11 protein-coding genes are annotated in these 13,524 nt (G+C 56.2%); 8 read left to right on the forward strand and 3 right to left on the reverse strand.

The genetic code is table 11. From position 1 onward, the window contains the following. Positions 1–28: 28 nt before the first annotated feature. The 3 genes from D5067_RS04385 to D5067_RS04395 all read left to right on the forward strand — a co-directional run bounded on the left by D5067_RS04385 (position 29) and on the right by D5067_RS04395 (position 3,168). Positions 29–895, forward strand: coding sequence for a LysR family transcriptional regulator (locus D5067_RS04385; protein WP_119936116.1), 867 nt, complete (start codon positions 29–31; stop codon positions 893–895). Between the two features lie 93 nt (positions 896–988). Beyond that, the gene (locus D5067_RS04390; RefSeq protein WP_119936115.1) at positions 989–2,167 is read left to right on the forward strand and encodes an acetyl-CoA C-acetyltransferase; all 1,179 of its coding nucleotides are present in this window, start codon (positions 989–991) and stop codon (positions 2,165–2,167) included. A 317-nt stretch (positions 2,168–2,484) separates the two neighbouring features. Beyond that, positions 2,485–3,168 (forward strand): oligogalacturonate-specific porin KdgM family protein, encoded by a 684-nt coding sequence (locus D5067_RS04395; protein WP_119936113.1) that lies wholly within the window; start codon positions 2,485–2,487, stop codon positions 3,166–3,168. A 185-nt stretch (positions 3,169–3,353) separates the two neighbouring features. On the opposite strand, the gene D5067_RS04400 is transcribed toward D5067_RS04395, so the two are convergent. After that, positions 3,354–4,529, reverse strand: coding sequence for an oligogalacturonate lyase family protein (locus D5067_RS04400; RefSeq protein WP_119936112.1), 1,176 nt, complete (start codon positions 4,527–4,529; stop codon positions 3,354–3,356). A gap of 298 nt (positions 4,530–4,827) precedes the next feature. Between D5067_RS04400 and kduI the strand changes: the two genes are divergently transcribed. The 3 genes from kduI to araE all read left to right on the forward strand — a co-directional run bounded on the left by kduI (position 4,828) and on the right by araE (position 8,217). Further along, positions 4,828–5,664 (forward strand): 5-dehydro-4-deoxy-D-glucuronate isomerase, encoded by an 837-nt coding sequence (gene kduI / locus D5067_RS04405; protein ID WP_119936111.1) that lies wholly within the window; start codon positions 4,828–4,830, stop codon positions 5,662–5,664. Positions 5,665–5,727: 63 nt separating this feature from the next. Continuing rightward, positions 5,728–6,489 carry a 2-dehydro-3-deoxy-D-gluconate 5-dehydrogenase KduD gene (gene kduD / locus D5067_RS04410; RefSeq protein ID WP_042717044.1) on the forward strand — a complete coding sequence of 254 codons (762 nt, stop codon included), beginning with the start codon at positions 5,728–5,730 and terminating at the stop codon, positions 6,487–6,489. A gap of 312 nt (positions 6,490–6,801) precedes the next feature. Next, positions 6,802–8,217: an arabinose-proton symporter AraE gene (gene araE / locus D5067_RS04415; protein ID WP_119936110.1), complete on the forward strand. Its 1,416-nt coding sequence runs from the start codon at positions 6,802–6,804 to the stop codon at positions 8,215–8,217. Here araE and D5067_RS04420 read toward each other — a convergent pair whose 3' ends face one another. After that, complete coding sequence (locus D5067_RS04420; RefSeq protein WP_119936109.1) at positions 8,218–9,213, reverse strand: LacI family DNA-binding transcriptional regulator; 996 nt, start codon at positions 9,211–9,213, stop codon at positions 8,218–8,220. A gap of 235 nt (positions 9,214–9,448) precedes the next feature. On the opposite strand from D5067_RS04420, the gene D5067_RS04425 reads away from it, so the two are divergent. Then, positions 9,449–10,687: an MFS transporter gene (locus D5067_RS04425; RefSeq protein ID WP_119936108.1), complete on the forward strand. Its 1,239-nt coding sequence runs from the start codon at positions 9,449–9,451 to the stop codon at positions 10,685–10,687. A 19-nt stretch (positions 10,688–10,706) separates the two neighbouring features. After that, positions 10,707–12,140: a glycoside hydrolase family 32 protein gene (locus tag D5067_RS04430; RefSeq protein WP_119936280.1), complete on the forward strand. Its 1,434-nt coding sequence runs from the start codon at positions 10,707–10,709 to the stop codon at positions 12,138–12,140. Between the two features lie 85 nt (positions 12,141–12,225). On the opposite strand, the gene D5067_RS04435 is transcribed toward D5067_RS04430, so the two are convergent. Then, positions 12,226–13,512, reverse strand: a complete 1,287-nt coding sequence (locus D5067_RS04435; protein ID WP_119936107.1) for an ABC transporter substrate-binding protein — start codon at positions 13,510–13,512, stop codon at positions 12,226–12,228. Positions 13,513–13,524 lie beyond the last annotated feature (12 nt).

Genomic DNA, 13,524 nt, shown 5'->3' on the forward strand with positions numbered 1-13,524 from the left:
TGGTATCCATCGATAAAATAGATACATCATGCGCTACTCCCCCGAAGCCCTTACCGCCTTTGTTGAAACGGTTGCTGCCGGTTCCTTTTCCGCCGCCGCGCGTCGCCTGCGTAAAAGCCAGTCTACCATCAGCACCTCCATTGCTAACCTTGAGGCCGACCTGGGGTTTGATCTGTTTGACCGCTCGGCGCGCCAGCCGGTATTAACCGCCCAGGGGGAGCAGGTGCTGGGGTATGTACAGTCGATCCTCGCCGCCAGCGCGCGTCTCGACGAGCTCGCCGTTTCATTAACGGCGCAAACGGAGGCGCGGCTGACGTTCGTCCTTTCCGATACGCTGAACCCTGACGTGCTGGAAGATCTGATGAAGCAGTTCGACCGGCGTTTTCCCCATACGGAATTCGAATGTCTGATTGGTGAGGAAGAGGATGTTATCGACCTGCTGCAGAAGGAGCGGGCGCAGGTTGGGCTGACGGAAGCGCGCGACGGCTACCCAACGGATATCGGCGTGACGCGGCTTCCCCTGCAGACCCGGATGGCGATCTACGTATCGGCGGAGCACCCCCTTGCCGGACAGCACGAGGTCAAGGCCGATGAACTTCACGGCTGGCGCGAGCTGCGGCTGAGTACCTATCTCGAACGCGAGGCGACGCTCGCGCGCGGGCCGGTCTGGTCAGCGCCGAATTACCTGTTACTCTTGAGTATGGCCGTACAGGGATTCGGCTGGTGCGTGTTGCCGTGCGCGCTGGTGGAGGAGTTCGCGGCGGCGAAATCACTGGTGCAGCTGAACGTACCCGGCTGGCCGCGCGCGATCGGTATCGATCTGCTGTGGAACAAGCGATCGCCTCCCGGCGTTGCCGGAAGCTGGCTGCGCCAGTATTTGCAGGACGCACGTTAATCCTTGTGATTAAACTCACTAATTTTAAACAATTACGATAATTGTTGATAACAATCCTCTACTATCCTCCTGTCATTTAGCACAGAGGTCGTGATGAAAGATGTCGTTATAGTGGGTGCGTTGCGTACGGCTATCGGCTGTTTTCAGGGAGCGCTGGCGCGTCACTCTGCCGTCGATCTGGGCAGCGTGGTGGTGAAAGCGCTGGTGGAACGCAGCGGGATTGCCGGACATGAAATTGATGAGGTGATCCTGGGCCAGGTTCTGACCGCCGGCGCGGGGCAAAACCCTGCCCGTCAGGCGGCGCTGAAGGGCGGCTTGCCCAATACCGTCTCCGCGATCACCATCAACGACGTCTGTGGCTCCGGGCTAAAAGCGCTGCACCTTGCTACCCAGGCCATTCAGTGCGGCGAGGCGGATGTGGTTATCGCCGGCGGGCAGGAGAACATGAGCCGGGCTCCCCACGTGCTGACCGACAGCCGCACCGGCGCCCAGCTGGGGAATAGCCAGCTGCTCGACAGCCTGGTGCACGACGGCCTCTGGGATGCCTTCAACGATTATCATATGGGCGTGACGGCGGAAAACCTGGCGCGTGAATACGGCATCAGCCGTGAGCTTCAGGACGCCTGGGCGCTCAGCTCGCAGCAAAAAGCCCGCGCCGCCATTGACGCCGGGCGCTTTCGTGACGAGATCGTTCCTGTCACCACCCAGCGTCAGAACGGTGACACCCTGGTGGTGGATACCGATGAACAGCCGCGCACCGATACCAGTGCCGAAGGGCTGGCAAAGCTCAACCCGGCGTTTGAGACGCTCGGTTCGGTCACGGCGGGCAATGCCTCTTCCATCAATGACGGTGCCGCCGCCGTGATGATGATGAGCGAAAGCAAAGCGCTCGAGCTTAATCTTCCCGTGCTGGCGCGAATCAAAGCCTTCGCCAGCGTGGGGGTTGATCCTGCCTTCATGGGGATCGCGCCGGTGTATGCCACGCGCCGCTGTCTGGAACGCGCCGGCTGGCAGCTTTCCGAGGTGGATCTGATTGAAGTCAACGAAGCTTTTGCCGCCCAGGCCATCTCGGTGGGCAAAATGCTGGAGTGGGATCCGCTGCGGGTCAACGTCAACGGCGGAGCGATTGCGCTCGGTCATCCGATTGGCGCATCCGGCTGCCGCATCCTGGTGTCCTTAGTCCACGAAATGAAAAAGCGTAACGCCCGTAAGGGGATCGCCACGCTCTGCATCGGCGGTGGGCAAGGGGTGGCGCTGGCCATCGAGCGGTAGTATTCGTTCAGCTTAAGAGAACCTCCCGCCGGGAGGTTTTTTTTTACATTCAGAACGAGATATTTACCCTTATCAGTTCATTCTTAGGCATAAATTGAATAATCGCGCGCTTAATTATTTGCCTCGTTAACGGCTTACTGTGATCTCTCCCCGGAAATTTACCCTTAAGTTCCCCTTTTTGTTGATGGGGCTCACGTCGATCTTTGCCAAAAAAAATGAAACAAATAATTACGATCCTGGTCACTAAAATAACGTTATATAAAAAATAAACTGCAGTTCCATAAAAACGAAACGTTATTTTAATTGAGGGTTTTTTCATGTTTAAGAAATCTCTGGCTCTTGCTTCCCTTATTGGTGCATCTTTCGCGGCTAACGCTGTTACCGTCGATCTGCGTCATGAATACATCGACAGCGGCTCGAATGCGGACCGCGTCTCGGTCTCGCACCGCTTTGCAAACGGCTTAGGTTTTTCTGTGGAAGCAAAGTGGAAGTCAGGCGGCGATAAGGCCGACCAGCCGTTTGCGGACGTAGTGGGTAACGGCCATGAAGACCAAATTAGCTGGCGCTGGAAAGCGACTGACAATATTGCGCTGACGCCGGCGTTCACGATTGAAAGTAATGACAGTCGTACTATCTATAAGCCGAACCTCCATTTGCAATATAGCTTCGATAATGGCTTCTACGTGGCGGCACGTTACCGTTATGAATATACCCGCTATCCATCTAGCGCCAATAAAGAAGATGACAAAGTGAACCGTGGCGATGCCTGGGTAGGTTGGGTATTAGGCGACTGGCGTACCGAGCTGAACTATGTTTACGCGAAAAGCTCTGAGGGTATGATTCGTAATAACAACAAAGATTATTCGAACGAATATAACGCCAAGCTGGCGTACAAATGGGATAAGAACTGGGCGCCGTATGTTGAAGTGGGTAACGTGGGCGTGAAAGAGACCGACGAACGCCAGACCCGTTTCCGTTTAGGCGTAGCGTACTCCTTCTAATAATCCTGCTCCTTTTCTAAAAACCGCCGGGTGGCGCTGCGCTGACCCGGCCTGCTTTGATCCCTCCCATTTCACTCTGTAGGCCCGGTAAGCGTTAGCGCCACCGGGCAAAACGCGCGCACCAGGCCCAAAAAAAAGCCCTCCACAAAGGAGGGCAAGGCCAGTTACAGAAACACTAACTCAAATCATGCTTGCAACATTTCAGGTTGCTCGGGGAGTTTCGCGATATAGAGCGCCGGCTTGCCGTCTTTATCGGAACTGTACAGCACCGCCTTATCATCCGGAGTAAAGGAGGGATGCGGGTGGGTGACCTGGCGGCTGTTGGCCACCGTCGCCCAGGAGGTATCGTGACGGGCGATGCGGAAATAGGCTTTCTTCGCCACGTCAAAAGCATAAAGGTACGGATCGTTATCGATGGTGTAACCGCCGGTGTCCTTCACATCAACCGGTGTGCCGGAACCGTCGCCCACCAGCAGCGTGCCGTCGAAGTTGCTCATCAGGTGTGAGCAGGCAGGCATCTGCATTACTTCTTCGTTCACGCCGGTGTCCGGGTTAAAGCTGGAAATAGTGCGGCCCTGTTGGCCTTTTAGATAGGAGACGTACACCAGCGCAGAACCGTTCGGCACCCAGAATTCATGCGTGCAGCTTTCACCTTCGGCGTGCTCTTTGACCTTACGCACGTTGCTGCCGTCTTCGTTGACCAGCCACATGCGGGCATCGACCAGATCGTGCGGGCCTTCATGACAAAACGCGACCGTACTGTCATCAAACGGGCGATAGATCGGGTGCCCCAGCCAGTTCTTCTCTTCATGGACGGTGGAGCTTGCGCCAGTTTTCAGATCCACGCGCAGCAGGCGGCAGTGCGGCCCTTTGTGGAAGAAATCGTGGAAAATTTTCCAGTCATTGAGCGGCGTCCAGTCGCTTCTGGCGATCTCAATGCCGACCAGTTTGGTGCAGTCGCTGTTGGCGACCCAGGTGCCGTAACCGACCCACTCATCAGAGACGCGATACACTTCGCGCTCCACCAGCGTCTGCAAATTCACTTCCAGCAGGGTGCGATCGTTTTTCACGTAGTAGAAGGAGGTGTCATCGGGCGAGAGGAAGCCGCCGAAGGTGTTATCGCCCGCGCCTTCCGTCAGCTGTAGCGCCTCGGCGTTCTTCAGATCCAGAAGGTAGTAGTTCCAGTGGCCGTCGAACTCGCCTGCGAACAGCAGGTGGCTACCGTCATTAAAGAAGCACTTCTGGTAAAAGTAGTTGCGATGACAGGTTACTTCCGGGGGGGTCAGGCGGGTGACTTCCACGCCTGTATCCGGATCGCGGCTGACCTCGTAGTTCAGCTTGACCCGCATACCTTTAGCCATAGTGCACTCCTTTGTAGAAAAGATGAGTTAAAAAGTTGGTATTAAATTATCAAAACATCGTTTCAATATGTGTGACTGAAGGCGCAATTCGCGAGAATCATTGATGCGAATTATATCCTCCTGGCATTATCGTGATCGAAACACCATTTCCGGCATTAAGATGCAGAAAAAGTGAAACGTTGTTTTAAATGTAATTGAAATGCCCAATTTCAGCGGATATTATGTGCTCATCAAGAAAACGGAACGTCGTTTCGTTAATTATCTTTGCCTACGGGCACGACTAATTCTGGAGGTTACCGTGGACATCAGACAAAGCATCCACAGCGCGCATGCGAAAACGCTGGATACCCAGGGGCTGCGCGACGAGTTTTTAGTTGAGCAGGTGTTTGAGGCTGACAGGTATACCATGGTCTACAGCCATATCGACCGCATCATTGTGGGCGGGATTATGCCCGTCGCAAAAACCGTCTCGGTGGGCGGTGAGGTGGGCAAACAGCTGGGCGTGAGCTACTTTCTGGAGCGCCGCGAGCTGGGCGTAATTAACATCGGCGGGCCGGGCACCATCACCGTCGACGGGCAATGCTATGAGATAGGCCATCGCGACGCGCTGTATGTCGGAAAAGGGGCGAAAGAGGTGGTCTTTGCCAGCATCGACAGCGCGAAACCGGCGAAGTTTTACTACAACTGCGCCCCGGCACACAGCACCTACCCAACGAAAAAAGTGACGCCAGCGGACGTAGCGCCGGTCACGCTCGGGGATAACCTCACCAGCAACCGCCGCACCATCAACAAATATTTCGTTCCGGATGTGCTGGAAACCTGCCAGCTCAGCATGGGGCTGACCGAGCTTGCGCCGGGCAACCTCTGGAACACCATGCCGTGCCACACGCACGAGCGCCGCATGGAAGTCTATTTCTACTTCAACATGGATGAAGACGCCTGCGTGTTCCACATGATGGGACAACCGCAGGAAACGCGCCACATCGTGATGCACAACGAGCAGGCGGTGATTTCTCCAAGCTGGTCTATTCACTCAGGCGTGGGAACGAAGGCCTACACCTTTATCTGGGGTATGGTCGGTGAGAACCAGGTCTTTGATGACATGGACCACGTCGCTGTAAAAGATCTGCGCTAGTCGCGGGCAGTTAAGCATAAACCTGCCTGTTCGTGACAGGCGCTGAAAGATTAAGGAACAAACATGATTCTGGATGCATTTTCTCTGCAGGGTAAAGTGGCTGTGGTTTCCGGTTGTGACACCGGTCTGGGCCAGGGTATGGCGTTAGGTCTGGCGGAAGCGGGCTGTGATATCGTCGGTATCAACATCGTTGAGCCAACGGAAACCATCGAGCGCGTCACCGCGCTGGGCCGTCGTTTCCTGAGCCTGACGGCCGACCTGCGTAAAATCGACGCTATTCCGGAGCTGCTGGATCGTGCGGTAGCGGAATTCGGCCATATCGACATTCTGGTGAACAACGCCGGCCTGATCCGTCGTGAAGACGCGATTAACTTCAGCGAGCGCGACTGGGACGACGTGATGAACCTGAACATCAAGAGCGTGTTCTTTATGTCTCAGGCGGCGGCGAAGCACTTCATCGCGCAGGGTAAAGGCGGCAAGATCATCAACATCGCTTCCATGCTCTCCTTCCAGGGCGGCATCCGCGTGCCGTCTTACACCGCATCGAAAAGCGCGGTGATGGGCGTAACCCGTCTGCTGGCAAACGAGTGGGCGCAGCACAACATCAACGTCAACGCGATTGCGCCGGGCTACATGGCGACCAACAATACCCAGCAGCTGCGCGCTGACGAAGAGCGTAGCGCGGCGATCCTTGAGCGCATCCCTGCGGGACGCTGGGGTCTGCCGAGCGATCTGATGGGGCCGATTGTGTTCCTGGCATCCCCGGCATCGGACTACATCAACGGTTATACCGTGGCCGTCGACGGCGGCTGGCTGGCGCGTTAATTCTGCCCGTAATAAGAACCTCTGCCTGATGGCGGAGGTTTTTTTTGCTCAAAAATTACGGTAGTCCATATCGATAAAGACGAAAAATCCATACTGAAAAATCATAAATGACGGTAATCACACTTTTATTGCTTAAATATTAGTTAATTAGTAAAAATGCGCGAATATTCATTATTCATTGAAATTGTAATGTCCATCACAGAACGCAGTGGCGTAGCGAATTAATCCATATCTTCGCGAGTTCCGGCCTGACACTTTTCCTCGCTTTCTCGTAATTTCACTTAACGAATTTCGCTGTTCAGGCAGGAAACTATGACTTCTATAAATGACTCTACCTTAATGCCCGCTGCGCTACGCGATACCCGCCGCATGAACCAGTTTGTCTCTATTGCGGCCGCCGTGGCCGGTTTGCTGTTCGGCCTGGATATCGGCGTGATTGCCGGTGCGCTGCCGTTTATTACCGATCACTTTACGCTGAGTAACCGCCTGCAGGAGTGGGTGGTCAGCAGCATGATGCTCGGCGCGGCCATAGGCGCGCTGTTCAACGGCTGGCTGTCGTTCCGTCTTGGCCGCAAATACAGCCTGATGGTCGGGGCGATTTTGTTTGTGGCAGGCTCTATTGGCTCCGCGTTTGCCAGCAATGTTGAAGTCCTGCTGCTTTCCCGCGTGCTGCTCGGCGTGGCGGTGGGGATTGCCTCCTACACCGCGCCGCTGTATCTCTCCGAGATGGCGAGCGAGAACGTGCGCGGCAAGATGATCAGTATGTATCAGCTGATGGTGACGCTCGGCATCGTGCTGGCGTTCCTCTCCGATACCTACTTCAGCTACAGCGGCAACTGGCGCGCGATGCTGGGCGTGCTGGCGCTGCCTGCACTGCTGCTGATTGTGCTGGTGATTTTCCTGCCGAACAGCCCGCGCTGGCTGGCGCAAAAAGGGCGCCACGTGGAGGCGGAAGAGGTGCTGCGTATGCTGCGCGACACCTCGGAAAAAGCGCGCGAAGAGCTGAACGAAATCCGCGAAAGCCTGAAGCTGAAGCAGGGTGGCTGGGCGCTGTTTAAGATTAACCGCAACGTACGCCGTGCGGTGTTCCTCGGTATGCTGCTGCAGGCGATGCAGCAGTTTACCGGGATGAACATCATCATGTATTACGCGCCGCGCATCTTCAAAATGGCCGGGTTCACGACCACCGAGCAGCAGATGATTGCCACGCTGGTGGTGGGGCTGACCTTTATGTTCGCCACGTTCATTGCGGTATTCACCGTGGACAAAGCCGGGCGTAAACCGGCGCTGAAAATCGGTTTTAGCGTGATGGCGATCGGCACGCTGATCCTCGGCTACTGCCTGATGCAGTTTGATAACGGCACCGCGTCAAGCGGGCTGTCGTGGCTCTCCGTCGGCATGACCATGATGTGCATCGCCGGCTATGCGATGAGCGCCGCGCCGGTGGTGTGGATCCTCTGCTCTGAGATCCAGCCGCTGAAATGCCGTGATTTTGGCATCACCTGTTCGACCACCACCAACTGGGTATCGAACATGATCATCGGCGCGACCTTCCTCACGCTGCTCGATTCAATTGGCGCTGCCGGAACCTTCTGGCTCTACACGGTGCTGAACGTGGCGTTTATCGGCGTGACGTTCTGGCTGATCCCGGAAACCAAAGGCGTGACGCTGGAGCATATTGAACGCAAGCTGATGGCGGGGGAGAAATTGCGGAACATCGGCATCTAGCTATAGCGACTCGCGGGGTAGCCACGGGCTGGCGACCCGCACGGTTTCACGATGGCTGTCGCCGTTAATAATATGCAGGGCGCTCAGGCGCCCGATTTCATAATGCGGCAGCTGCACCGTTGAGAGCGGCGGTAAGAACAAATCGCCGATCCCCACCATGTTGTCATACCCCACAACTGCTACATCCTGTGGGATACGCAAGCCCTGTCCCAGCAGCGTCTGATAGACCATAAACGCAATGCGGTCGTTGCCGCAAATCACGGAGTCGAAAAGCGGTTTTCGCTGCTGAATATGCGCCAAAACAATGGCAGGAATATCGCGATAGTGTTCATCGCCGTAATCCATATAGCAGTGATCCAGCGAGTTCGGATCTATCCCCGCTTCCCGACAGGCAAGTTCCAGCCCCTCACGACGGCGGAGGGTTGCCAGATGGTTAGCCGGCAGGTGCAGGCATAGCGGACGGCGGTAGCCCGCGGCCAGCAGAGCCTGTACCGCAGAAAACTGGCCCTGCCGATCGTCCGGGATATAGCTTGGCACCGGATCGTGCAAACTCTCGCAGTTTGCCAGCACGCAGGGGAGGGTCAACAGCTTTGCGGGAAGCGGCACCTTGCGCAGCCCCATGGTCGTATAGATTATTCCGTCCGGGCGATGCGAGAGCAAAAGGTCGACAATAGTTTCCGGGCTATCGTCGGAAAACATGTTGACCACAAAGCTGTTCCAGCCGTGCGCCCGCGCGGTTTCCTCAATCGACAGCGTAATGTCTACCGAAAACGGCGTCGTTACTGTGTCCAGCGCCAGCACCCCAATGGTGTTCGGCATGGCGTGAGCCCCGCGAATTTTTTTCGCCGACAGGTCGGGCACGTAATGGGTCTGCTCGATAGCGGCCTGAACCCTCGCCAGCGTCTCCGGTTTCAGCCTTTCCGGGCTGTTCAGCGCGCGGGAAACCGTCATCAGTGACACATTGGCCAGCTTTGCCACATCCTTAAGCGATGCCATATTGATTACTCCGCCATTGCCGTCTTAGAACTACGTTGCTGATTAAAAAGGTCGTTCGATATTCTATCGCACACCTACCGGGTGTGCTGGAGAGAAATAGTTGATCGCGATCGCACCTCTTTAATGTTAACGTTAACTTTTGTGATTAACATCATGAATTTCAGCAAAATGACATGTGTTAGGTCGTTTGTTAACGTTACCATTCGCGACATTACTCCAACATGAGAATGCCACGATGAAAACGCATCACTCTCAAAACTATCCCTTATTAAGTGCGTTACTGTTTTTCTTCTTTGTTTGTTGGTCCTCTTCCGGATCGCTGCTCTCTATCTGGCTGCACCAGGAGGTCGGGCTCAAGCCGGGGGATACCGGCATTATCTATGCGGTGCTCTCCGTCTCCGCGCTGTTTGCACAGGTCTGCTACGGTTTTATTCAGGACAAGCTCGGCCTGCGTAAAAATCTGCTCTGGTATATCACCGTACTGCTGATCCTCTCTGGCCCCGCCTATTTGCTGTTTGGCTACCTGCTTAAAATTAACGTGCTGCTGGGCAGCATTTTCGGCGGGATTTATATCGGCCTGACCTTTAACGGCGGCATCGGTGTTCTGGAGTCCTATACCGAGCGTGTGGCACGACAGAGCCAGTTTGAGTTTGGCAAGGCGCGGATGTGGGGCTCGCTGGGCTGGGCGGTGGCGACGTTCTTCGCGGGTTTACTCTTCAACATCAACCCAAAACTCAACTTTGCTGTGGCAAGCCTATCTGGCCTGGTCTTTTTCGTTTTGCTGGCGCGGCTGCGGGTTTTCTCTGCCTCGCAGGCGATGGAAGAAGCGGTGGCGGGCGGTAAGGTGACGCTGGAAGACGCGCTGCGCCTGCTGACACTGCCGCGCTTTTGGGCGCTGGTGTTCTTCGTGATCGGCACCTGCATTTACGGCGTTTACGATCAGCAATTTCCGGTCTACTTCTCTTCTCAGTTTCCGACGCTGCAGGAAGGGAACGCCATGTACGGCTATCTGAACTCGTTCCAGGTCTTTCTGGAGGCGGCGGGGATGTTCTGTGCGCCATGGTTCGTCAACCGCATCGGTGCGAAAAACGGCCTTATTTTCGCCGGAATGGTGATGGCGGCGCGCATGGTTGCTTCCGGGCTGGTGGAAGGTCCGCTGCTTATCTCCATCACCAAACTGTTGCACGCGGTAGAGTTGCCGATCCTGCTGGTCGCTATCTTTAAATACAATAGTCTGCACTTCGACAGACGTCTCTCATCCACGCTGTACCTGGTGGGCTTTGCGTGCACCAGCTCGGTTATTGCCACCGTACTTTCGCCGCTGGCGGGCTACAGCTACGAGAAGTACGGCTTCGCCCAGTCCTATCTGATTATGGGACTGCTGGTGTTCAGCACCACCTTTATCTCCATCTTCCTGCTGCGATCCGCCAGGTCGTCTTCCGATCCGCTGGTCTCGCAACCTTCCGCTATATGAAACGAAAAGAGTGAAAACGATGATGTACACCATTTCCAACGCAGAACAGGAACTACAGGCTAAACGCGAGGCGCTGAACGTAAGATGGTATCCGCGCTACCACCTGGCCGCCCGTGCGGGCTGGATGAATGACCCGAATGGGCTGGTATGGTTTGACGGCTGGTACCACGCGTTTTACCAACACCACCCGTATTCGACAGAATGGGGCCCAATGCACTGGGGGCATGCGCGCAGTAAAGATCTGGTGCACTGGGAACATTTGCCGGTGGCGCTGGCCCCGGAAGGCCCGGAGGACAAAGACGGGTGCTTCTCCGGTTCGGCAGTGGTTGATGGCGATACGCTGGCGCTGATTTACACCGGGCATAAATTTCATGGCGATCCCGGTGATGAGGCCAACCTTTATCAGGTCCAGTGTCTGGCGACCAGTCGCGACGGTATTCACTTTGAACGTCAGGGTATTGTGGTGGAAACACCTGCAGGCATGCATCATTTCCGCGATCCGAAAGTGTGGCGCGAAGGGGATGCCTGGTACATGATCGTTGGCGCTCGCGACGGTGATACCGGGCAGGTGCGGCTGTATCGATCGGCCGATCTGCGCCAGTGGCACGACGCGGGCGTTCTTGATGAAGCCGAAAAAGAGATGGGCTATATGTGGGAGTGCCCGGATTTCTTCACCCTCAACGGCAAGCGCGTTCTGATGTTCTCTCCCCAGGGGCTTGCGGCAAACGGCTACCAGAACCGCAATCTGTTCCAGAGCGGGTATCTGCTCGGTGAGTGGCAGCCAGGGCAGGCGTTTGTCCGCGAAGGCGGCTTTGTTGAAATGGACCACGGCCACGACTTTTATGCCCCGCAAAGTTTCCTGACGCCAGATGGCCGGCGCATTGTCATTGGCTGGCTGGACATGTGGGAGTCGCCGCTGCCGGAGAAACAGGACGGGTGGGCGGGCATGCTTTCGCTGCCGCGCGAGCTGAGCCTGAGCGCGGATAACCGCCTGCAAATGCGTCCAGCTAAAGAGGTGGAGGGGATGCGCGGTGCCTGGTTCCCGTGGCCGGTCACCACGGTGAAAAACCAGCAGAGCGTGATGATGGAAAACGGCGGGGCGCTGGAAGTCATCCTTCACTGGGACTGTGCCAACAGCAGCGCCGAGCAGTACGGACTGCGTTTCGGTGATGGCCTGCGCGTCTATGTTGATGCGCAGATGCAGCGGCTGGTGCTGGAGCGCCACTACCCGCAGTTTGGCCTGTGCGGCATGCGCAGCGTGCCCTTAACCGAAGGGAAGGCGCTGACGCTGCGGCTGTTCTTCGACAGTTCGTCGGTGGAAGTTTTTGTTAACGACGGTGAGGCTTGCCTGAGCAGCCGTATTTATCCGGACGCTGACCGTCGGGATTTAGCGTTATTCGCCTGGAGCGGTTCGGCCGTTTTAACCGAAGCCGGTGCCTGGCAGCTTGAGTAACCTCTGATACCGCTGTGCCTTTCCGGATCGCGGAGAGGCACAGCTTGTCGCCCTGCTAAGCGCAGGACGAGCAGGGAGGAGACGCTTAGCGCATCGCGCGTTTCAGGATGCGTTCAGCCTGACGCTGGAAGTCAGCGGCGGCCTCTTCCACGCTTTTCTGGCCGTAGTCGATGTACTGCAGAGAGGTGCCGAACTGGGCCACAATCTGCGGATCGTCAAAGTAAGGCGACACGGAGAGTTTGGCGGGCAGAGACTGCGCCAGACGCAGGCCGGCAACGGACGGATCGCTCTCTTTGATGGTGCCGTCTTCGGTCAGGAACTGCACCGCCGCTTTGCTCAGCGGTACGCCGCGCTCCAGGCCCAGCGTATCCACCCCCTCTTTGCTGTTCAGCAGGAAGTTAATCAGCTTCGCCGCCGCTTCTGGGTTTTTGGTCGATTTACCGATCGACAGCATCTGCGCCGGTTTGAAGAACAGGCCCGCATCGGTTGCGCCCGGCAGCATTGGGTAGCTGCCCAGCGCCAGCTTCGCCGGCGGCTTCAGGTTGTCGGAATATTTGTTGATGGTGGAGTTCCACATATAGGTGCCGCCCCATTCGCCCTGGATCCACGGCTTCATCTCATACATGTTGCTCTTGCCAAACGAGGCATAGTATTTGGTATCCGGCATCACGTGGCTGTCCACCAGCTTTTTGTAGGTCTGGAAGAACTCCACCCACTGCTCTTTGCTGTAGGCGAATTTTTTGGTTTTCTCGTCCACGGCGGGAATGTTGTACTTCTGGATCATGTACGAGTTCAGCAGCGCCAGCGTGTCCTGGTGCTCCAGCACCACCGGATAGTACTGCTTGCCGAGCTTGCTCTCGAACGTCTTGCCCGCGGCCATCAGCTCGTCCCAGGTTTTCGGGTATTCAACGCCCGCTTTTTTCCAGGTCTCGTCGTTGAAGTAGAACACGCGCGCGGTCACCGAGATCGGAATGCCGTTCAGCTTGCCGTTCACGGTGGTGGACTGCAGCTCTTTCGGATCGAACTGCGTCAGGTCAATGACGTCCTTCATCTTGTTCAGATCGTAAAAGCCGTCGCCGGTTTTGGAGAAGATCGGCAGCCAGTTCCAGTTGGTCTGCATCACGTCCGGCTCGGTGCCGCCCGCAATCTGGGTGGTCAGGCGGGAGAGATGGCCGTCCCAGCCGGTGTATTCAGCCTTCACGTTGATGTCCGGGTTCTGCTTATGGAACTCTTCCAACGCTTTCAGCGTGACCTGGTGACGACCGTTGCCGCCCCACCAGGACATACGTAAATCAACATCTTGCGCCATCGATGGCAGCGCGGTAAGGCCCAGGGTAGCGGAGATTGCTGCGCTTAAAAGCACTTTTTTCATTTTTATAACTCC

The sequence above is a fragment of the Enterobacter huaxiensis genome (assembly GCF_003594935.2).
In the GTDB taxonomy this organism is placed as follows: Bacteria; Pseudomonadota; Gammaproteobacteria; order Enterobacterales; family Enterobacteriaceae; genus Enterobacter; species Enterobacter huaxiensis.